Genomic DNA, 20,385 nt, shown 5'->3' with positions numbered 1-20,385 from the left:
CTTTTATTTGATGAGATTTATTAACCCCATTTAATCCCCTTAAATATGAGCAGTAAAGAATATCCTTCTTATGCAGCATTAGGAAGTGCTAATGCTCACTCAAAATCTCAACAATCTTTATTAGAAAAATTCGCTGTATGGTTTCGTAATTTTTTAGAAACTGCAGAGTAAGATTTTCTTTTTTCATATTTGTTGTACAAAACACCACCAGAATAAAAACAATTTTTGGTGGTGTTTTTTTTACTATTCAAAACTTAAAAAATCATTGTGTAACCCCTAGGGTTTTACTAGCTTTGCAAGCTTAACAACACAACAATAATGAATACTACAAAAACTATCAAATCAGCGTTGATATCTGTCTTTCATAAAGACGGATTAGAGCCTATTGTAAGAAAACTTAACGATTTAGGAGTTACTATTTATTCTACTGGAGGAACTGAGAAGTTCATCAACGAATTAGGGATAAATGTTGTCCCTGTAGAAGACGTTACTTCGTACCCTTCAATTTTAGGTGGAAGAGTAAAAACTTTACACCCTAAAGTTTTTGGAGGTATTTTAAACAGACAAGATCATGAAGGTGATATTGCTGAAATGGAAGAATACAATATTCCACAGCTAGATTTAGTAATTGTTGATTTATATCCTTTTGAGAAAACAGTAGCTTCTGGTGCTTCTGAACAAGATATTATTGAAAAAATTGATATTGGAGGTATCTCATTAATTCGTGCTGCAGCAAAAAACTTCAAAGACACTGTAATTGTTTCTTCAATGGAGCAATATTCAGATTTCTTAAACATTATTTCAGAAAATAACGGAAACACTTCTTTAAGTGATAGAAAAAAGTTTGCTGCAAAAGCATTTAATATTTCTTCTCACTACGATACAGCTATCTTCAACTATTTTAATGAAGAAGAAGTTGTATATAAAGCTAGCGAAACTACTTCTAAAGTATTACGCTATGGAGAAAACCCACATCAAAAAGGATTTTTCTTTGGTGATTTAGATGCAATGTTTGATAAGTTACACGGAAAAGAGTTAAGTTACAATAATCTTTTAGATGTAGATGCTGCCGTAAACTTAATTGAAGAGTTTAAAGGTGAAGACCCAACATTTGCTATTTTAAAACATAACAATGCTTGTGGTTTTGCACAACGAAAAACTATTCACCAAGCATATGTTGACGCTTTAGCTGGCGATCCTGTTTCTGCCTTTGGAGGTATCTTAATTTCAAACACAAAAATTGACAAAGCTACTGCTGAGGAAATTCACGAATTATTTTGTGAAGTAGTAATTGCTCCAGCATATGATACTGATGCTTTGGAAATTTTAAAAGGTAAAAAGAACAGAGTAATTCTTGTTCAAAAAGAAGTTGAATTACCTAAGCAAACTGTAAGAACAGCTTTAAATGGTGTTTTAGTTCAAGATAAAGACTATATTACTGATAAATTAGAAGATTTATCGTACCCAACTAACAATAAACCATCAGAAAGTGAGTTAGAGGATTTGTTATTTGCATCTAAGCTATGTAAAAACACAAAATCTAACACAATTATCTTAGTAAAAGATAAGCAGTTGTTAGCTGGTGGAACTGGACAAACAAGTAGAGTTGATGCACTAAGACAAGCGATTGAAAAAGCTACTAGCTTCAATTTCGATTTAAATGGAGCGGTAATGGCTAGTGATGCATTTTTCCCTTTCCCTGACTGTGTAGAAATAGCAAATAAAGCGGGAATAAAAAGTGTAATTCAACCAGGAGGTTCTATTAAAGATCAATTAAGTATTGATTATTGTAACAACCACGATGTAGCAATGGTTTTTACAGGAACAAGACATTTTAAACATTAATTATATTCAATGTAAATTACCCACAGATTTTTATTAGATTTGTGAGAATACATTAAAATAAATATAAATAACGAAATCTTTATGGGTTTTTTCGATTTCATGACAGAAGATATTGCAGTTGACTTAGGTACTGCAAATACACTTATAATCCACAATGGTAAGGTGGTTATTGACAACCCATCTATTGTTGCTCGTAACAGACTGACTGGTAAAATCATAGCCACAGGTCATGAAGCAAATAGGATGCAAGGAAAAACCCATGAAAATATTAAGACAATACGTCCTTTAAAAGATGGAGTTATTGCAGATTTCCAAGCTTCAGAAGAAATGATTAAGGAATTTGTTAAACAAATTCCTGCTATCAAAAAGAAGCTTTTCCCACCTTCATTACGTATGGTTATTTGTATTCCTTCAGGAATTACAGAAGTAGAAAAACGTGCGGTAATTGATTCGGGTCGTCATATGAATGCCAAAGAAATCTATTTGATTTACGAACCAATGGCTGCTGCAATTGGTGTTGGTGTTGATATTATGGAACCAAAAGGAAACATGATTATTGATATAGGTGGGGGTACCACTGAAATTGCTGTTATAGCATTGGCAGGTATCGTATGTGACCAATCAGTAAAGGTTGCTGGAGACTTGTTCACTAGTGATATTATGTATTACATGCGTACGCAACACAATTTACATGTCGGAGAAACTACTGCTGAAAAAATAAAAATACAAATAGGTTCTGCTACAGAAGATTTAGACAATCCTCCGGAAGATATGATGGTACAAGGTCGTGACTTATTAAGCGGTAAACCAAAGCAGGTACAAGTTTCATATCGTGAAATCGCCAAGGCATTAGATAAATCTATTTTGCGTATTGAAGATGCTGTAATGGAAACGTTATCAAAAACTCCACCTGAATTAGCTGCCGATATTTATAATACAGGTATTTATTTAGCAGGAGGAGGCTCAATGCTTAGAGGTTTAGACAAACGTTTATCCAGAAAAACAGATTTACCTGTATATGTAGCTGAAGATCCATTACGTGCTGTAGTTCGTGGAACTGGAATCGCTCTTAAAAATCTTGAAAAATACAAGACTGTATTAATCAAATAAATTTGAATGATTATTTATGCAACAGCTTATTTATTTCTTTCAGAAGTATAAGTATTTCTTATTTTTTCTATTCTTAGAAGTTATAGCTGTTGCATTAATCATTAACAACCATTCTTTCCATAAGAGTAAATTTATTAGCTCTACAAATTTCATTTCAGGTGGTTTGTATAAAAAATCATCTGACATTTCAGAATATTTTAGCTTAAAAGAAAGAAACACTCTTCTTTCTGAAGAAAACGTTAAATTAAAAAACGAGCTTGAACAATTGTATACATTATTAGATAGTGCTAAGGTAAAAGCTGTTATTGATACTACAAACACTTATCAAAATTATGTATACATCAACGGGAAAATTATTAATAATAATTTTGACAAGGCTAACAACTTCCTTACCATTAATAGAGGTTCTAAAAATGGAGTAGCTATAGAAATGGCCGTGATTAATAGCAAAGGAATTATTGGTATAACTGATAATGTTTCTCAAAAATATGCCAGAGTCCAATCTATTTTAAACTCAAAAAGTAGCATTAATGCTAAGTTTAAAAACAACCCTCATTTTGGTACACTAATATGGAATGGAAAAGATTACAATATCGTTCAATTAACAGATATTCCACGCCAAACAAAATTTAAGGAAGGAGACACCATTGTTACTGGTGGAAAATCTACAATTTTTCCTGAAGGGATTCCTATAGGTACAGTAATTAAAACACCTGAAGAACTAACAGCTGTAAATAGTATTGACATCAAGCTTTTCAACGATATGTCTAGTTTAGGACATATCTATATAATTACCAATCTCAATAAAGAAGAAATTAAAAGTGTAGAAAACACTAATGAATAAAACGCTATACATCATATTTTTATTTGTCTTTCTCTTGCTTTTGCAAGTGCTAGTCTTAAACAATGTTCAGTTCTTAGGATATATAAATCCGTACTTGTATATTGTTTTTGTGTTTTTATATCCTTTAAGAGAAAATCGTTTCCCTATTTTAATACTATCTTTTTTATTAGGGTTATGTGTTGATGCGTTTTCTAACTCTGGTGGTATTCATGCATTCTCGACACTTTTTATTGCTTATATAAGACCTTTTTTTTTCAGAGCTGTCTTTAAAAAAACAACCTCTGACTATCTATTATTCGATTTAAGACATGAATCTTTTGATAAAGTTTTCAATTACACAACAGCTTTAACAATAATTCATCATTTTATTTTATTCAATTTAATTAACTTTAGCTTTTATAATCTCTCAAACGTACTTATTAATACACTATTTTCAAGTGTATTTACGTTACTGTTGTATTTTTTAGGAAGTTTTATTTTTAGGAGAAAGCTAACATGAAACGAAGTTTCTTACTTATTTTTTTAATTACCCTTGTTGGAATCGTATACATCTCAAGGTTATTTCAACTTCAAATTGTACATGGCGGGCAACAAGATTTAACCCATAGTGCTACTATAAAAATTGAATATGATTACCCGGAGCGTGGTTACATATATGATCGTAATAAAAAGTTATTGGTTGCGAATCAATTATCATATGATGTGATGGTTATCCCTAAAGAAGTGGAACCATTAGACACTCTAGAATTTTGTTCTCTTTTAAAAATCGATAAAGAAGATTTTATAAACCGCTTCAATAAAGCTGAAAGTTATGCTCGATGGCTTCCTTCCGTATTTTTAAAGCAATTAGCGAAAGAAGATTTTGCTTACCTGCAAGAAAAACTTCCTAAATATAAAGGGTTTTATATACAAAAACGTATCATACGTAATTATCCAATTAAGTCAGCCGCAAATGTTTTAGGTTATTTAAGTGAAGTAAATGAATATATAGCAAAAACAAGTGACTACTATGAACAAGGTGAACTTATTGGAAAATTAGGAGTAGAAAAACAATACGAGAAAGAGTTAAGAGGAATTAAAGGAAAAAAATACTTTAACAGGAACAACTTAAATAAAATTACGGGCTCATTTAAGAATGGTAAATATGACACACTTGCTGTAACTGGTAAAGATTTAACCTTAACCATAGATACTGAGCTACAACAGTATGGTGAATTGTTGATGAAAGGAAAAAGAGGTGGTATTGTTGCTATTGAACCAAAAACAGGTGAAATTTTAGCTTTAGTCACAGCTCCTTCATACGACCCAAATTTATTAGTAGGTAGAAAACGTTCGCCAAACTCGATAAAACTTTTCAACGATAGCATAAATATGCCAACATTTGACAGAGGTTTGCAAGCTATGTATTCACCTGGATCTCCCTTTAAGATTATTAATGGGTTGATTGGTTTACAAGAGGGAGTTATTGATGAAAATTTTGGAGTTACCTGTCATCATGGTTATCGATATGGAAAAAGACCCAACGCTTTTATGAAATGCCACTGTGGTATTGTAGGTCGTTCTATACGTCTAAAAACTGCCATTGCAAAATCTTGTAATAGTTATTTTGCAACAACTTACCGAAAGATAATAGACAAATACGAAAACCCTACAATTGGTACAAATGCATGGAGTAAACATGCAAAAAGTTTTGGCTTAGGGAATTATTTAGGATACGATTTGCCTTCAGGTCAAAAAGGACGAATTCCAGATGGTGATTTTTATGACAGAAGTTATGATTTTAGATGGGGAGCTACCACAACCATTTCTAATGCAATTGGGCAAGGTGAAGTAGAGACTACCCCTATTCAATTAGCTAACATGACAGCTGCAATAGCAAATAAAGGTTACTATTACACTCCTCATATTGTTAAAAAAATTGATGGTAAACCTATAACGGATACAACTTTCACTACAAGAAGAAACACTACAGTATCTCCAGAACATTTTCCCATTGCTATTGAAGCCATGCATGAAACTTTTACTAGAGGTACTGCTAAATATAGTCAAGTAAAAGGAATAGATATTTGTGGTAAAACAGGAACAGTTGAAAATTTTATTCGAGTAGATGGTCAAAAAGTACAATTACCTGACCATTCTATTTTTATCGCGTTTGCTCCTAAAGACGATCCAAAAATAGCGATTGCTATTTTTGTAGAAAATGGAGGGTTTGGTTCAACCATTGCTGCTCCAATTACTAGTTTGCTGATTGAAAAATATTTAAATAAATCTATTACGAGAAAGCACATTGAAGAACGAATGATTAATTTAAGTCTTCAAGAACAATATGACAAAAAAGAATTACTATTAACCCAAAACATAGACTCCATTGCGACAGGAACGAAATAATATTTTTGCTGGAATTGACTGGCTTCTTGTTTTACTCTATGTATTGCTAGTCGGTTTTGGATGGATGAATATCTATGCCGCCTCATCAAATGATGAAGCTAGGGAAATTTTTGATTTTTCAACAAAGTATGGAAAACAACTAATCTTTATCGGTTTAAGTATTCCTGTAATTATATTTATCCTCTTTTTTAATTCTAAGTTTTATGAACAATTTGCCAGTGTCTTATATGTTATATCCTTAGTGTTATTAGCAGGAGTTTTAGTTTTTGGGAAAAAAATTAATGGAGCTACTTCATGGTACAACTTTGGAGGTATTGGTCTCCAACCTTCTGAGTTTGCAAAAGCCTTTACTGCATTGGCACTTGCTAAATTGATGAGTGACCGGCAATACAATTTAAAATTGATAAAAAACCAAACCAAAGCGTTTATTGTCATTTTTTTACCTGCATTTTTTATTGCTTTACAACCAGATATGGGGTCTGTTTTAATCTATTTTTCTTTCTTTTTTGTATTAAATAGAGAGGGGTTAACCCTAGCATATATTTTATTTGGAACTATTTCTATCATATTATTTATTTTAACGGTTTACTTTGGTGCCAAATTAATTCTTATTATTTGTTTATCCATTATTACCATTGCAACTCTTTATGGCGTTTATAAAAACAAGCGTTTTATTAGGTTTAATATTTTAAAGATAATTAGCCTATATCTTTTTACAACATTATTTGTTTTGGGAATTGGATATACTTATAACAATGTCTTAGAGCAACATCAAAAAGATCGTTTTGATATTTTATTAGGTAAAATTAAAGACAATAAAGGTATAGGGTATAATTCTTATCAGGCAGAAATGACTGTTAGTTCTGGTGGATTTTCAGGTAAAGGCTTTTTACAAGGAGATAGAACTCAAGGTAACTTCGTACCAGAACAACATACCGATTATATATACAGTACAGTAGGTGAAGAATGGGGCTTTGTAGGAAGTTCACTTGTTATTATATTATTTATGATACTTCTTTACAGAATAATCTATTTATCAGAAACACATACAAATAAATTTGGAAGAATATATGGTTATAGTGTAGCCTCTATTTTCTTTTTCCATATTATTGTTAACATAGGTATGGTTATAGGATTGTTACCTACTGTGGGAATTCCTTTACCTTTCTTTAGTTACGGAGGCTCTTCATTATGGGGCTTTACCTTGCTCCTATTCATCTTTATTCGTTTAGATGCCCATAAGAAGTATGATTGGTAAAAATATTTCCTTAAAATCTAATTTCTAATTATCCATTTTCACTATAACAAGTTTAGCTCTACAGCTATAGTATAAAAGTAGTTGGTGTTATATGAGCAAAAAAAAATGCTTCGAAAATTCGAAGCATTTTAACTATTAACTAACCTTAAAACTCTTATAAAGCTGCAACGTGTTTAGCCAATTTAGACTTTAAATTTGCTGCTTTATTCTTATGAATAATGTTGTTCTTTGCTAATTTATCTAACATAGACACAACACTAGAAAACATTCCTTCTGCTTCCTTCTTATCTTCTGTAGCTCTTAATTTCCTAACAGCATTACGAGTTGTTTTATGCTGATATTTATTTCTTAAGCGCTTCGCTTCGTTACTTCTAATTCTCTTTAATGCTGACTTATGATTTGCCATTGTACTAAACCGTTTATTGTTTATAAAAAACTCGTAGTCCGTACGGGAATCGAACCCGTGTTACCAGGATGAAAACCTGGCGTCCTAACCCCTAGACGAACGGACCAAAACAATCACTCTGATTGCGGGTGCAAATATACAACTCTTTTTGTTATTTGCAATAATTTTTATCTTTTTGTTAGTTTTATTTTCACTCTAAAACTAGCTTAAGAACTTGTAGTCCGTACGGGAATCGAACCCGTGTTACCAGGATGAAAACCTGGCGTCCTAACCCCTAGACGAACGGACCAAAACAATCTATTTTGCGATTGCGGGTGCAAATATAGAAACTGTTTTTTATTACACAAAGCTTTTTTTTATTTTTTTAATATGCTTTGGCAAAAAGTACTCTTTTAGTTGATGGTTTCCCTGTAAACACACATATTCCATCCTCTTCTTTTGCATCGTTAGGAATGCATCGTATGGTTGCTTTAGTCAACTCTTTAATCTTGTCTTCTGTTTCAATAGTACCATCCCAATGCGCAGAAACAAAACCTCCTTTGTTCTCAATTACATCTTTAAACTCTTCAAATGTGTTTACTTCTGTAATATGATTGTTTCTGTAACTTAACGCTCTATTGAATAAATTCTCTTGGATTTCCTCTAATAAATTAGCTACAACGCCAACTACTTCTTCACTAGAAACCGTTTGTTTTTCAAAAGTATCACGGCGAGCAACCTCAACAGTACCATTTTCTAAATCACGAGCCCCCATAGCTATACGCACAGGCACTCCTTTTAATTCGTATTCCGCAAACTTAGCTCCTGGTCTAAAAGTGTCTCTATCGTCAAATTTCACTGATATTCCTTTAGCTCGTAACTCTTTTACAATTACATCAACTTTCTCTGAAATTGCGTTTAACTGCTCTTCTCCTTTGTATATAGGTACAATTACCACTTGAATTGGCGCTAACTTTGGAGGCAATACTAAACCTGCATCATCAGAATGTGTCATAATCAACCCACCTATTAAACGAGTTGACACTCCCCAAGATGTTGCCCATACATACTCTTGCTTCCCTTCTTTTGACGTATATTTTACATCAAAAGCTTTTGCAAAGTTTTGACCTAAAAAGTGTGATGTCCCAGCTTGTAACGCTTTTCCGTCTTGCATCAATGCTTCAATGGTCAATGTGTCATCTGCTCCAGCGAAACGCTCAGTCTCACTTTTTGCTCCTTTTATTACTGGCATTGCCATGAAATCTTCTGCGAAAGTAGCATACACTTCTTGCATTTGCTTTGCCTCAGCAATTGCCTCAGCTTTAGTAGCATGAGCTGTATGTCCCTCTTGCCATAAAAACTCAGCGGTACGTAAAAACAAACGTGTACGCATCTCCCAACGTACCACATTTGCCCATTGATTTATCAACAATGGTAAATCTCTATGCGATTGAATCCATCCTTTATATGTATTCCAAATAATTGCTTCGGAAGTAGGGCGCACCACTAACTCTTCTTCTAACTTTGCTTCAGGATCTACACGAAGTTTCCCTTCTCTTTCAGGATCATTTTGCAAGCGATAATGCGTAACTACCGCACATTCTTTCGCAAAACCTTCAGCATTTTTTTCTTCAGCTTCAAACAAACTTTTGGGAACAAAAAGAGGGAAATATGCATTTTGATGTCCTGTTTCCTTAAACATTCTATCTAACTCTTTTTGCATGTTTTCCCAAATTGCAAATCCGTAGGGTTTAATAACCATACATCCTCTAACTGCTGAATTTTCAGCTAAGTCAGCTTTGACAATCAATTCGTTATACCATTTCGAGTAATCTTCGGCTCTTTTTGTTAAATGTTTGCTCATAATCAAAAGTTTGGCATAAATATTGTTATTTTTTATGCGTAAATTGTGTCTGCAAAACTACATTAAAAAGGTAACAAGCCCAACAAAGAAACTAATTTTTGCAGCTCGTTTAAAAATAATTTGCTTTAACTAAAAACATAACGTCATGAAGTCCCATTACGCCACCACCAAACTTTCATATTATTTACTATCATTATTAATGATAGCTACTTTTATTTCATGCGGATCTACACAAACAACTACAGGTAATGATGATGGTATTTATGCAGATGAAATAGAACAACCTGAACGTAGAGTAATTATTACAGATGATCGTGAATATGATGAATATCAAGAAAATTATTTTACCAAAGAGCTAGAACGTTTAGGTACCTTAAACGGAACAGACATTTTTACCGATATTGAGAACTATAAGTCTGAAAATGCAGATTATTATGACGAAGAAGACATTATTCATGAAGAAGAACCTGAAACTCAAATTACGTACAACTATAATGAACCTTGGGGAGAAAGTGCTACTTCAGATGTTGTTATTAATATAAACACATATCCAAGGTGGGGATACTATAATGATTGGTATTGGGACTCTTATTATGGTTATAATTATTACAGACCTTGGTGGCGTTATCGCTATTATAATTGGGGCTACAATTCTTATTGGCACCCTTATCATTGGAATTCTGGATTTTATGTTGGTGTAGGTGGTTACTATGGTTCTTATTATTACCCTTATTACGGAGGATATTATAATTATTACAGTCCATATTATTACCATAACAACTACTATCACAACCGTAATTATTATAGACCATATAGAAGTTCTAATCCGTACAGAGCTTACAGAACTAACTCTACTTCAAGAAGAAGTTATACCACTGGAAGACGATCTGCTACTTCAAGACGCTCGTCAGATGTATACAGAAGAAGTAATAACCGAACCTATCGTAACACTCGTTCTACCAGAGATGGCGACTATAATAGAAGAAGCACAAACCGTTCGACCAGAACTAGAAGTTATGACACTAGAGGAACTCGTCCTACAAGAAGTACTAGAAGTGTGCCACGTTCATCTCGAAATAGCAGAGGTTATTCTATAAGAAACTACAGAAGCTCAGATAATAGAGAAGCTACCAATAACTCTTCTACAAGAACTTCAAGAGATTACACAAACAGAGCTCAACGTTCAAATAGGTCTGCTAAAAAAGATACTCCTACAAGAAACTCACGCAGCTATTCTAGATCCAACAACCGTAGCAAAAAAGAGTATACTTCACGAAACAATCGTTCTTCAAACTCAAGAAGCTACTCTACCCCAGCTAGAAGCTCTTCGCAAAATTATTCAGCTCCTTCAAGAAGTTCAAGAGATAACTCTTCAAGCAGTAGAAGCGATAATAGTTCAAGAAGCTCACGAAATAGCAGAAGATAACTTACTATAAGTAAGTAAACTAATTAAGAAAAAAAGAAATGAAAAAAATTTTAACTTTCGCGATATTAGTCGCGAGTACCTGTACAGCCTTTTCTCAATCATTAGGTTATAATGATTTAGGAATTTTATTCTCAAAAGATGATAATTACGGAACAGCTCGTTTTGAAGCTATGAGTGGAGCCTTTGGTGCTTTAGGAGGAGATATATCTTCTTTTGGTATTAACCCAGCTGGTAGTGCCGTTGCTCTAAAAAGTGCATTTGGAGTTACTCTAGGAAATAGAAACACAGAATATTCGGCAAGATATTATGGAAATACCACCAATACAGAAGATGATTTTTTCAACATTACCCAAGCAGGAGGTATTTTATCTTTTGATTCGGCTTATGATACCGATTGGAATCGCTTTGCTCTTACCTTTAATTATAGATTAAAAAGTGACTTTGAAGGGGTATTTTCATCACAAGGCAATAGTGGACAAGCATTATTTAATGAACATCCTGATGACACCAATAATCAATTTAACAATGGTCAAGAACAACGTTTTAGTAATTCTACCTATGGAGAAAGTAGTGTTTTTGAAATGGGGTTTTCTGCCGTACATCAAAATAAATTGTATGCTGGTGCTAGTATAAAATTTCACAGTTTTACTTTTGGACAGATTACAAGACTAAGAGAAATTAATGAAGACAACAATAACAACACTCTTACAGCTTTAAATATTCAAGATAGTTATTTTGAAGGAAGTGGAGTTTCTTTAAGCGCTGGTTTTATCTACAAGGTGAATCAAAGCTTCCGTTTTGGTTTAGCTTATGAGACCCCAACCTGGTATCCAGAAATTTTTGAAGACAGCAACTTAAATGTTTTTGACCCTAATGACCCTAGATATGATGATTGGCTTGGATACACTGAAATTTCTGCTACCAATCAAAGTACTGATGTTAATAGTGGTGAAGAATTCAATTCTTTTGTATATAAACTAAGAACTCCTAGTAAACTAACCGCTAGTGCTGCATTTATATTTGAAAAACAAGGCTTAATTAGCATTGACTATACCTATAAAAATTACAGTGGCATAAAATATGATCAGAGCGATTCTTATTTTTCTGATGTCAACCAAAATTTTAAAAATGATTTTGAAGGAACTCACGCATTTAATATAGGTACTGAATGGCGTTTTGATAAAATGAGCGTTCGCGGAGGATATCACTTTGAAGAGAGTCCTTATAAAAATGCTTTGGATGAAGATCATATTTCAGGATTTTCTCTAGGACTTGGATACAATTTTGGACATATCAAATTTGATTTATCATATACAAATTCTGAAAATAATAGTCCTTATAATATATATAATTCACCTAATGTTAATGTTAACCCTATAGAGTTGACCAACAACACCTCTCGAATTTCAGGAACGATATCGTTCAGTTTATAATTTTAGGAAAACATACTACTAAAGTCCTGCTTTATGCAGGATTTTTTATATATCCATATCTCAGTTTTTTACCGTAATTTTGCTCTTCATTTATACCTTATGAGTTCTATAAAAATAAACATACAAGAAACCAATAACGAAACCATCTTAAAATTTGTTAGTAACAAAATTTTAGTCAATGGTGGAAGTTATGAATACAACAATATTGACGAAGCGAAAAATTCACCGTTAGCTCAACAACTTTTTTACCTTCCTTTTGTGAAAAAAGTATTAGTAACTGCTAATTTTATTGCCATTCAACGTTATGACATCGTACAATGGAGTGATGTTGAAGAGGAAGTACGCGAGCAAATTGAAGCTTATATACAAAATGGAGATCCTGTTGTAAAAGAAGATACTACTAAAAAGGATGCTGTAGAAGTATATGCTGAAGTAACTCCAAACCCAGCAGTAATGAAGTTTGGAACCAACAAAGCATTAACTCAAACTGATGTTGAGTTTACTAATATTGAAGAAGCTAGTAAGTCTTCTCCCCTAGCTCAAGCCTTATTTAATTTTGCTTTTGTAAAAGAAGTTTTTATTTCTGAAAACTATATTTCAATTACCAAATACGATATGATTGAATGGAATGAGGTGTACCAAGAAGTACGTACTTTTATCCGCAGTTATATCCAAGATGGTAAAAAAATCATTACTGAATTACCAAAACAACAAACCAAACAGAACGTTGAAATTCCTAAAGAAAATTTAACTGATACTGAAGCTAAAATTGTTGATATTTTAGATGAATACATTAAGCCTGCTGTAGCTTCTGATGGTGGTAATATTGCATTTCAATCGTACGATGCAGAAAATAAACGCGTAAGTGTAATTTTACAAGGAGCTTGTAGCGGATGTCCATCATCAACAGTAACATTAAAAAATGGTATTGAAACCATGTTAAAAGAAATGCTACCAAATCAAATTGACGAAGTAGTCGCTATTAACGGATAATTTCATCGCTAACTAAACAAAACACATGTCTGAACACATTAAACCATACAAAGATTCTGAATTAGGTAAAAAAGAACAAGTTGCTAAAATGTTCGATAATATTTCTGAAGATTATGACGGATTGAACCGCGTTATCTCTTTAGGGATTGACGTTAGCTGGCGTAAAAAAGTGGTAAAGCTTGTGGGCGAGAACAATCCGCAACAAATTTTAGACATTGCTACTGGTACGGGTGATTTAGCGTTAATGATGTCACAGTTGAATCCGGAAAAAATTGTTGGTTTAGATATTTCTGAAGGAATGTTGCAGGTAGGAAGACAAAAAATATCTAAAGCGAATTTGTCTGATAAAATAGAAATGATTGTTGGTGATAGCGAAAACATTCCGTTTGCCGATAATACTTTTGATGCAATTACTGTTTCTTTTGGAGTACGTAATTTTGAAAACCTCGATAAAGGCTTAACAGAAATACTCCGTGTATTAAAACCAGGTGGTAAATTTGTTGTATTAGAAACTTCAAATCCTACCAAATTTCCTTTTAAACAAGGATATAAATTGTATACCAATTTTATATTGCCTATTATTGGTAAGCTCTTTTCAAAAGACAAGGTTGCCTATTCTTATTTATCAGAAAGTGCAAATTCTTTTCCTTTTGGAGAGGCTTTCAACAATATTTTACAAAAAAATGGGTTTAAGAATGCAAAGAATATACCTGTAACCTTTGGTGTTGCATCAATTTATACCGCTTTAAAATAGTATGTTAAAAAGGCTTTTACTTTTCGGAATTTTCGTTGCGTCACTTTCTTTACAAGCGCAAAGAGAAAAATTATTAAAACTTCCTAGCTTTGATAAACCTCTTTTTCATTATGGTTTTTATTTAGGTGCCAATAATAATGGGTACAAGATTTCATACAAGCCAAGTGATTTTGACAATGCAGAAATCGAAGTAGAATCATCAATTGGATTTAATGTCGGATTAATTGCCGATTTAAGGCTACATAACAATGTTAACCTTCGTTTTGAACCAGGATTAATGTCCAATACTAAAACGTTACATTTTAAACATATTGCTGGGGCTAAAAATGTAAATACCCGTGAGGTTGGAGCTACATATTTACACCTACCTTTAATACTAAAACTTAGCACAAATAGGCTTAACAATATGCGTCCGTATGTATTAGGTGGTTTTTCTTACGATCACAACTTCTCAAGTAACGAACGTAATAGTGATGACAATTTTGCAGGTGAGTTTAGAACCACTTCTAGTAATGTTATGTATGAAGTTGGTATTGGAGTTGATTTTTATTTAAGTTACTTTAAGTTTTCTCCATCAATAAGAGGTGTATTTGCTATTAACAACGAAGTAAAATACGATAATAAAACACCAAGTCAATGGACTGACCCTATAGACTTCTTAGGAACTAGAGGTATATTTTTACACTTAGCTTTTGAGTAAAACATAAATAAACAGCATAAAAAAGGCTTCCATTAAATGGAAGCCTTTTTTATTAATTAATATCAATAAATAACTGATAAAATATCTAAGTATTTTACACTTATTAAACGCATTTCATCTCTTCGAATCCATATTACATAAAACAAAAAAGACCGCCATAAGCGGTCTAATTTTTCATAAAGATTTCTCTTTACCGTTGGATAGAAGTCCCCCGAAATCTATCGCACTGTTAAAAAAACATTGTTTTTCTACGTCAAAGATATAAAAAAATGTTATTTTTTTTTATTTTTTTATAACTATTTTACTGTCAACTAAATCTTTAATGGGTAAAATAATCTTTCCTTCAATAGTATTAATTGTTATACATATATTATCAATGGCAATTACAACTCCTTCAACATCATTAACAATAATTTTCTCTCCTATTTCAATGTTTTTTCTGGAATAATACCCAAATAGTAATCTTGTTACAGCATCTTTAGCTCCCAAACCAAACGCTACCGTAAAAGCTAACAAAATAGAGCCTATTAACAACGTTAAGTTACTTTTAATTATGGACGTATCTACCCCTGCTTGATCTAAAGCTGTGATTGATAAAAACACCACTATTAAATAAAAAGCAATACTTCCAACCAAATTACCTCCTGAAACTTCAATAGATTTGAACATTGTTTGAATTGCTTTTTTAACAACTGTTCCTAAATAAGCCCCTCCAACAAATATTCCTAATGCTGTTAACAACCTTGGTAAGTAAGCAAAGAAACTTTTTATTCCTTCAGAAACCACATTTAATCCAAACATTTCGGCACCTACCATTACAAAAACAAAAATTAAAAACCATTTTAGTACTGCTAGAATCACATTAGTAAGTACAATATTGATTGTGCTGTTCCCAAAAATTTCCGTCTTTCTGAGCTTTTTTGACCATTCATCTACTTTTGTTTTTGCTAATGCTTTTCTAACTAAAAACAAAAATACCTTAATAATAATCCAAGAAATAATTACGAAACTAATGAAGCCAACTAATGTTGGTAATGAATTAACTATATCCTGAAAGATATTTTTAAATGGAGTTAAAATGTCTATTTGTAAAGTGATCATAATTTTACGGTAATTAGGTTTGTTTATTCTTTATCTTCTTTATCTATTTTTTGTGTTCCACCATTCAATAGATCAACGATAGTATTGGGGTATTTCACCACAAACAAATCAGCCATATCTATTGATAATTTTATCATTGCCACATCATTAAGCACCTTATTTTTAAGCACTTCCGGCAATTCTTCGTTATGTAATATTTTTTTAAATGGATTTTCCATAATTATTACAATTCATTATACGCTTTAACCACTTTTTCTTTAGCTCTTTTCAAGCGCATTTTTACTGCACTTTCCCCTAATCCTAACCCCTCAGAAATATCTTTTACACTCATGTCATCTTGATATTTCATTAATAAAATCATTTTCTCTTCAGGAGAAATCATTTCGAGTGCTTTAACCAATTTATCTGACTTTAACTCGAATAGTGTAGCATCATCAATAGTATCAATACTGCTCTCTTCTTTTATTTCATCTGTTACTACCGTTACTTTTTCTCTTTTCTTTTCTTTATCTCTTTGTACATAGTTTACACAAAAGTTATATGTAAAAGAATACAACCATGTAGAAAACTTTGACCTTCCTTTGAAGGTCCTTAATTTAATAAACAAGTGAATAAAAACATCGTGTGTTAAATCTTGGGCTTCTTCTTTGCTTTTTGAGAAACCATAACATTTGTTGTAAACAACACTAGCATAACGATCGTATAAAACAGCAAATAAATGAGTATCATTTTTCTCTACTATTTTACGAACCAAATCTTCGTCGTTTAACTTTGTTACATCAATACTCTCCAATGGGCAGTACAGTTAGTTTTCATTTAGATATAATACAGTTTAGACACCCAGCACAATAAAGAAGTCACTTTACTTTCTCTTTTTCTTCCCTAATTTAACGAAATTTTAACATCATTGAAAATATTTTAAGAAAACTAAAAAAAAATGTAACATTCTCTTTATCGCATACGTATAACATAATGTATACTGATTGAAAAATTAAAACATACTTCAAGTAGATGAGACAACTTAAAATTACAAAACAGGTTACCAACAGAGAAACCGCATCTTTAGATAAATATTTGCAAGAAATAGGAAAAGTAGATTTAATCACAGCTGATGAAGAAGTAGAATTAGCACAAAGAATCAAAGCTGGAGATCAAAGAGCACTTGAGAAGTTAACTAAAGCTAATTTACGTTTTGTGGTTTCGGTAGCAAAACAATATCAAAACCAAGGGTTAACACTTCCTGATTTAATTAACGAAGGTAACTTAGGATTAATTAAGGCTGCTAAGCGTTTTGATGAAACTCGTGGTTTTAAATTTATTTCGTATGCTGTATGGTGGATTCGTCAATCTATCTTACAAGCTTTGGCAGAGCAATCTCGTATTGTTCGTTTACCATTAAACAAAATTGGTTCTATTAACAAAATCAACAAAATGTATGCTTTCTTAGAGCAAGAAAATGAGCGCCCACCAAGTGCTGAAGAGATTGCCAAGAAATTAGACATGACTGTAAACGATGTTAAAGAGTCAATGAAAAATTCTGGACGTCACGTATCGATGGACGCTCCTTTAATTGAAGGTGAAGACTCTAACTTATACGATGTTTTAAACTCAGGTGAATCACCAAATCCAGATAAAACTTTATTACACGAATCATTGCGTATTGAAATTAATCGTGCATTAGAAACATTAACTCCACGTGAAGCTGATGTTGTAAAGTTATACTTTGGTTTAGGAGAGCATCAACCAATGACCTTAGAAGAAATTGGTGAAACATTTGACTTAACTCGTGAGCGTGTGCGTCAAATTAAAGAAAAAGCTATTAGAAGGTTAAAACATACGTCTCGCAGTAAGATTTTAATGACCTACTTAGGATAAACAATACTAACAATAACAAATAGTTATCGTAACTATTCGTTTTTTGATTAATGAATGGAAAGCTCTCTTAATTGAGAGCTTTCTTTTTGGTTTTTATGCACTTAGTTTTAGCTATATTTGCACTAAATAACAACACAACAACTTATAGTAATGAAAAAGCTTGTAGCCCCATCAATTTTAGCGGCTGATTTTGGAAACCTACAACGTGATGTTGAAATGGTTAATAATAGTGATGCCGATTGGTTTCATATAGACATCATGGATGGTGTTTTTGTACCAAACATCTCTTTTGGAATGCCTGTTTTGAAAGCAATTTCTAAACACGCTAACAAAACAATAGATGTACACTTAATGATTGTAGACCCTGATCGATACATCCAAACTTTTGCCGATTTAGGAGCTGATATTTTAACGGTACATTACGAAGCTTGTACTCACCTACACAGAACAATCCAAGCAATTAAAGCAGCTGGCATGAAAGCTGGAGTAGCCTTGAATCCACATACACCAATTGCAGTTTTGGAAGATATTATTAAAGACTTAGATGTAGTTTGTATTATGAGTGTTAACCCTGGTTTTGGAGGGCAATCATTCATAGAAAACACTTATAAGAAAATTCAACAATTAAAAAACCTAATTGAATTTAGCGAAGCATCTACTTTAATTGAAATTGATGGTGGTGTAACAGATCAAAATGCCAATAAGCTTGTTGAAGTTGGCGCAGATGTATTGGTAGCCGGTAGCTTTGTTTTTAAAAGTGATAATCCAATCGACACCATTTCAAATTTGAAAAACATTATAAATTAAAAAATTGCTAGTGTATTTGGAGCTTTACACCTCTAAATACACTAGCAATTAATTATATACTTGTGACTTTGTTTTTTCTCAAAAATGAGTCTTAAACACCTCCACAATAAGGTTTATTCATACAAATATAACCAGGAGGAAGCGGATTGCAATTTGTACACATAATATAAGTCCACCCACCTTGAATAGATTTTTGTTCTGATTTATTTAAAACTGAACCTAAGTTTGAGATATTTTTTAACATATTTAAATATTTTGAATTTCTTTAAAAATATTTTGTAAAAAATAATTCAACTCATAAAAAACCATAATAAAAGTACGCTTTTCCCTTACTTTTTTTTTAAATAATCAACATTTTACTTTTAACTAAAACATTAAAATTGCTCTAATAAATAGTTAATCAAATCGGTAGTAGTTACAATACCAACTAATACACCCTCATCAACTACTGGTAATGCATGAAATTCTTTTTTTGCTAAAATCTCTGCTACCTCTTTAATTGTAGCCGTCGAAGTTACAGTTACCAAATTTTTCGCCATCACTTGGTCTATTGTAAACATATTATATACCACCGTATCTACATCTGTTTCACTTTCATCAACAGCATCTGCAAAACTTATTCGTAATAAATCGGTATAACTCAACATTCCTTTTATTTCCTTACCACTCACTACTGGAATATGTCTTATATGTTCTTTTTTAAATAGTTTCTCTGCTGTCATTAAATCATCTGTACTACTTAATGTGATAACTTCTTTAGTCATTATTGCTGAAACAGGAGTTCTTTTTTTCATTTTTGTATCGTTTTATGGTTATTAACTATTTCAAATTTCAACAATAAACATTAGTTAATAAGTGATTTAAATCATGTTATATATTCTATTTTTTCAATATCTAAACTGTAATTATTTAAGTATTTTTACAAAAAACATTTTGTCTTGATTGAAGATTTACAGAAATACTACGGTTATTTATTTGAGGAAGAATTATTACAGGAAATTGCTGATGTTGCCATATTTAAAGAAATAAAAGCTAACGAAGTTATTATTGATATTGGAAGCTATATAACTTCCATCCCATTATTATTAAGTGGCGCTATAAAAATATTACGTGAAGACAAAGAAGGCGATGATTTAGTTTTATACTATATCGAAAAAGGAGACACTTGTGCTATGACTCTTTCTTGTTGTATGGGACAAACTAAAAGTAAAATAAAAGCAGTTGCCGAAACTGATGTAAAACTGCTGATGATTCCCAAACAAAAAATGAGTGAATGGCTTAGTAAGTATAAAAGCTGGCAAGAGTTTATCTTACATAGCTACCACAGCAGGTTGCAAGAGTTTATTGAGGCGGTTGACACTATTGCTTTTTTGAACATGGATGAGCGTTTGTTAAAATACTTAAAAGACAAGGCACTAGTAAACCAAAACGATCTTATAAACGTAACTCATCAACAAATAGCAAATGATTTACACACTTCTAGAGTTGTAGTTTCAAGACTTTTAAAAGCGTTAGAAAAAAAACATAAAATTGAATTATACCGCAATCAAATTAAGGTGTTAGAACTATAATTTTCACACCAAGCAGAACAATATTAATATC

At 32.2% G+C, this 20,385-nt stretch carries 22 protein-coding genes and 2 tRNA genes; 15 read left to right on the top strand and 9 right to left on the bottom strand.

Annotation, left to right across the window (positions count from 1 at the left end; translation table 11 throughout):
* The first annotated feature begins 45 nt into the window (after positions 1-45).
* From ACQY6M_RS06310 to rodA, 7 genes are all read left to right on the top strand, one after another.
* On the top strand, positions 46-171 hold the full coding sequence (locus tag ACQY6M_RS06310) for a hypothetical protein (RefSeq protein WP_262708966.1): 126 nt from the start codon (positions 46-48) through the stop codon (positions 169-171).
* Positions 172-318: 147 nt separating this feature from the next.
* Complete coding sequence (gene purH, locus ACQY6M_RS06305) at positions 319-1,845, top strand: bifunctional phosphoribosylaminoimidazolecarboxamide formyltransferase/IMP cyclohydrolase (protein ID WP_428741260.1); 1,527 nt, start codon at positions 319-321, stop codon at positions 1,843-1,845.
* Positions 1,846-1,926: 81 nt separating this feature from the next.
* On the top strand, positions 1,927-2,955 hold the full coding sequence (locus ACQY6M_RS06300; protein WP_133537849.1) for a rod shape-determining protein: 1,029 nt from the start codon (positions 1,927-1,929) through the stop codon (positions 2,953-2,955).
* Between the two features lie 16 nt (positions 2,956-2,971).
* Entirely contained in the window at positions 2,972-3,799 is an 828-nt protein-coding gene (gene mreC / locus ACQY6M_RS06295) for a rod shape-determining protein MreC (protein WP_428741261.1), read from the top strand.
* Positions 3,792-4,298 (top strand): rod shape-determining protein MreD, encoded by a 507-nt coding sequence (mreD, locus tag ACQY6M_RS06290; protein WP_428741262.1) that lies wholly within the window; start codon positions 3,792-3,794, stop codon positions 4,296-4,298. The genes mreC and mreD overlap by 8 nt, the downstream gene beginning before the upstream one ends.
* On the top strand, positions 4,295-6,187 hold the full coding sequence (mrdA, locus tag ACQY6M_RS06285; RefSeq protein WP_428741263.1) for a penicillin-binding protein 2: 1,893 nt from the start codon (positions 4,295-4,297) through the stop codon (positions 6,185-6,187). The genes mreD and mrdA overlap by 4 nt, the downstream gene beginning before the upstream one ends.
* Entirely contained in the window at positions 6,168-7,445 is a 1,278-nt protein-coding gene (rodA, locus tag ACQY6M_RS06280) for a rod shape-determining protein RodA (RefSeq protein ID WP_428741264.1), read from the top strand. The genes mrdA and rodA overlap by 20 nt, the downstream gene beginning before the upstream one ends.
* Before the next feature lie 154 nt (positions 7,446-7,599).
* Here rodA and rpsT read toward each other — a convergent pair whose 3' ends face one another.
* From rpsT to proS, 4 genes are all read right to left on the bottom strand, one after another.
* The gene (rpsT, locus tag ACQY6M_RS06275) at positions 7,600-7,851 is read right to left on the bottom strand and encodes a 30S ribosomal protein S20 (RefSeq protein ID WP_428741265.1); all 252 of its coding nucleotides are present in this window, start codon (positions 7,849-7,851) and stop codon (positions 7,600-7,602) included.
* A 34-nt stretch (positions 7,852-7,885) separates the two neighbouring features.
* A tRNA-Glu gene (locus ACQY6M_RS06270) sits at positions 7,886-7,957 on the bottom strand.
* Between the two features lie 111 nt (positions 7,958-8,068).
* A tRNA-Glu gene (locus ACQY6M_RS06265) sits at positions 8,069-8,140 on the bottom strand.
* A gap of 75 nt (positions 8,141-8,215) precedes the next feature.
* A complete protein-coding gene (gene proS, locus ACQY6M_RS06260) occupies positions 8,216-9,694 on the bottom strand; it encodes a proline--tRNA ligase (RefSeq protein ID WP_428741266.1) in 1,479 nt (492 codons plus the stop codon).
* Between the two features lie 145 nt (positions 9,695-9,839).
* On the opposite strand from proS, the gene ACQY6M_RS06255 reads away from it, so the two are divergent.
* The 5 genes from ACQY6M_RS06255 (at position 9,840) to ACQY6M_RS06235 (ending at position 15,000) form a co-directional block, all read left to right on the top strand.
* Positions 9,840-11,120: a hypothetical protein gene (locus tag ACQY6M_RS06255; protein ID WP_428741267.1), complete on the top strand. Its 1,281-nt coding sequence runs from the start codon at positions 9,840-9,842 to the stop codon at positions 11,118-11,120.
* A 38-nt stretch (positions 11,121-11,158) separates the two neighbouring features.
* A complete protein-coding gene (locus tag ACQY6M_RS06250; protein ID WP_428741268.1) occupies positions 11,159-12,553 on the top strand; it encodes an OmpP1/FadL family transporter in 1,395 nt (464 codons plus the stop codon).
* A 99-nt stretch (positions 12,554-12,652) separates the two neighbouring features.
* Positions 12,653-13,546 carry a NifU N-terminal domain-containing protein gene (locus ACQY6M_RS06245; protein WP_428741269.1) on the top strand — a complete coding sequence of 298 codons (894 nt, stop codon included), beginning with the start codon at positions 12,653-12,655 and terminating at the stop codon, positions 13,544-13,546.
* 25 nt (positions 13,547-13,571) lie between these two features.
* On the top strand, positions 13,572-14,300 hold the full coding sequence (gene ubiE / locus ACQY6M_RS06240; protein WP_428741270.1) for a bifunctional demethylmenaquinone methyltransferase/2-methoxy-6-polyprenyl-1,4-benzoquinol methylase UbiE: 729 nt from the start codon (positions 13,572-13,574) through the stop codon (positions 14,298-14,300).
* Between the two features lies 1 nt (position 14,301).
* Complete coding sequence (locus ACQY6M_RS06235) at positions 14,302-15,000, top strand: porin family protein (RefSeq protein ID WP_428741271.1); 699 nt, start codon at positions 14,302-14,304, stop codon at positions 14,998-15,000.
* A gap of 282 nt (positions 15,001-15,282) precedes the next feature.
* Here the strand turns inward: ACQY6M_RS06235 and ACQY6M_RS06230 are convergent, their stop codons facing one another.
* From ACQY6M_RS06230 to ACQY6M_RS06220, 3 genes are read right to left on the bottom strand one after another with little or no spacing between them, the layout of a single operon-like run.
* On the bottom strand, positions 15,283-16,101 hold the full coding sequence (locus tag ACQY6M_RS06230; protein ID WP_428741272.1) for a mechanosensitive ion channel family protein: 819 nt from the start codon (positions 16,099-16,101) through the stop codon (positions 15,283-15,285).
* 23 nt (positions 16,102-16,124) lie between these two features.
* Positions 16,125-16,319 carry a hypothetical protein gene (locus ACQY6M_RS06225; RefSeq protein WP_428741273.1) on the bottom strand — a complete coding sequence of 65 codons (195 nt, stop codon included), beginning with the start codon at positions 16,317-16,319 and terminating at the stop codon, positions 16,125-16,127.
* 5 nt (positions 16,320-16,324) lie between these two features.
* Positions 16,325-16,894 (bottom strand): RNA polymerase sigma factor, encoded by a 570-nt coding sequence (locus ACQY6M_RS06220; RefSeq protein ID WP_428741274.1) that lies wholly within the window; start codon positions 16,892-16,894, stop codon positions 16,325-16,327.
* Positions 16,895-17,112: 218 nt separating this feature from the next.
* Between ACQY6M_RS06220 and ACQY6M_RS06215 the strand changes: the two genes are divergently transcribed.
* Positions 17,113-17,976: a sigma-70 family RNA polymerase sigma factor gene (locus ACQY6M_RS06215; RefSeq protein WP_028891227.1), complete on the top strand. Its 864-nt coding sequence runs from the start codon at positions 17,113-17,115 to the stop codon at positions 17,974-17,976.
* Between the two features lie 150 nt (positions 17,977-18,126).
* Positions 18,127-18,783 carry a ribulose-phosphate 3-epimerase gene (gene rpe, locus ACQY6M_RS06210; protein ID WP_428741275.1) on the top strand — a complete coding sequence of 219 codons (657 nt, stop codon included), beginning with the start codon at positions 18,127-18,129 and terminating at the stop codon, positions 18,781-18,783.
* Positions 18,784-18,874: 91 nt separating this feature from the next.
* Here rpe and ACQY6M_RS06205 read toward each other — a convergent pair whose 3' ends face one another.
* Positions 18,875-19,027, bottom strand: a complete 153-nt coding sequence (locus ACQY6M_RS06205) for a hypothetical protein (RefSeq protein WP_428744931.1) — start codon at positions 19,025-19,027, stop codon at positions 18,875-18,877.
* Positions 19,028-19,157: 130 nt separating this feature from the next.
* Entirely contained in the window at positions 19,158-19,577 is a 420-nt protein-coding gene (locus ACQY6M_RS06200; protein ID WP_428741276.1) for a CBS domain-containing protein, read from the bottom strand.
* Between the two features lie 144 nt (positions 19,578-19,721).
* On the opposite strand from ACQY6M_RS06200, the gene ACQY6M_RS06195 reads away from it, so the two are divergent.
* Positions 19,722-20,354, top strand: coding sequence for a Crp/Fnr family transcriptional regulator (locus ACQY6M_RS06195; RefSeq protein ID WP_428741277.1), 633 nt, complete (start codon positions 19,722-19,724; stop codon positions 20,352-20,354).
* Positions 20,355-20,385: the final 31 nt, after the last annotated feature.

The sequence above is a fragment of the Tenacibaculum sp. genome, assembly GCF_050290165.1.
Taxonomy (GTDB): domain Bacteria; phylum Bacteroidota; class Bacteroidia; order Flavobacteriales; family Flavobacteriaceae; genus Polaribacter.
This window is presented reverse-complemented; position numbering and strand designations above follow the sequence as displayed.

What these genes read in the sequence shown, in the direction of transcription:
- ACQY6M_RS06310 (WP_262708966.1), top strand. Translation starts at nt 46, where the DNA reads ATGAGCAGTAAAGAATATCCTTCTTATGCAGCATTAGGAAGTGCTAAT.
- purH (WP_428741260.1), top strand. Translation starts at nt 319, where the DNA reads ATGAATACTACAAAAACTATCAAATCAGCGTTGATATCTGTCTTTCAT.
- ACQY6M_RS06300 (WP_133537849.1), top strand. Translation starts at nt 1,927, where the DNA reads ATGGGTTTTTTCGATTTCATGACAGAAGATATTGCAGTTGACTTAGGT.
- mreC (WP_428741261.1), top strand. Translation starts at nt 2,972, where the DNA reads ATGCAACAGCTTATTTATTTCTTTCAGAAGTATAAGTATTTCTTATTT.
- mreD (WP_428741262.1), top strand. Translation starts at nt 3,792, where the DNA reads ATGAATAAAACGCTATACATCATATTTTTATTTGTCTTTCTCTTGCTT.
- mrdA (WP_428741263.1), top strand. Translation starts at nt 4,295, where the DNA reads ATGAAACGAAGTTTCTTACTTATTTTTTTAATTACCCTTGTTGGAATC.
- rpsT (WP_428741265.1), bottom strand. Translation starts at nt 7,851, where the DNA reads ATGGCAAATCATAAGTCAGCATTAAAGAGAATTAGAAGTAACGAAGCG.
- proS (WP_428741266.1), bottom strand. Translation starts at nt 9,694, where the DNA reads ATGAGCAAACATTTAACAAAAAGAGCCGAAGATTACTCGAAATGGTAT.
- ACQY6M_RS06255 (WP_428741267.1), top strand. Translation starts at nt 9,840, where the DNA reads ATGAAGTCCCATTACGCCACCACCAAACTTTCATATTATTTACTATCA.
- ACQY6M_RS06250 (WP_428741268.1), top strand. Translation starts at nt 11,159, where the DNA reads ATGAAAAAAATTTTAACTTTCGCGATATTAGTCGCGAGTACCTGTACA.
- ACQY6M_RS06245 (WP_428741269.1), top strand. Translation starts at nt 12,653, where the DNA reads ATGAGTTCTATAAAAATAAACATACAAGAAACCAATAACGAAACCATC.
- ubiE (WP_428741270.1), top strand. Translation starts at nt 13,572, where the DNA reads ATGTCTGAACACATTAAACCATACAAAGATTCTGAATTAGGTAAAAAA.
- ACQY6M_RS06235 (WP_428741271.1), top strand. Translation starts at nt 14,302, where the DNA reads ATGTTAAAAAGGCTTTTACTTTTCGGAATTTTCGTTGCGTCACTTTCT.
- ACQY6M_RS06230 (WP_428741272.1), bottom strand. Translation starts at nt 16,101, where the DNA reads ATGATCACTTTACAAATAGACATTTTAACTCCATTTAAAAATATCTTT.
- ACQY6M_RS06225 (WP_428741273.1), bottom strand. Translation starts at nt 16,319, where the DNA reads ATGGAAAATCCATTTAAAAAAATATTACATAACGAAGAATTGCCGGAA.
- ACQY6M_RS06215 (WP_028891227.1), top strand. Translation starts at nt 17,113, where the DNA reads ATGAGACAACTTAAAATTACAAAACAGGTTACCAACAGAGAAACCGCA.
- rpe (WP_428741275.1), top strand. Translation starts at nt 18,127, where the DNA reads ATGAAAAAGCTTGTAGCCCCATCAATTTTAGCGGCTGATTTTGGAAAC.
- ACQY6M_RS06205 (WP_428744931.1), bottom strand. Translation starts at nt 19,027, where the DNA reads ATGTTAAAAAATATCTCAAACTTAGGTTCAGTTTTAAATAAATCAGAA.
- ACQY6M_RS06200 (WP_428741276.1), bottom strand. Translation starts at nt 19,577, where the DNA reads ATGAAAAAAAGAACTCCTGTTTCAGCAATAATGACTAAAGAAGTTATC.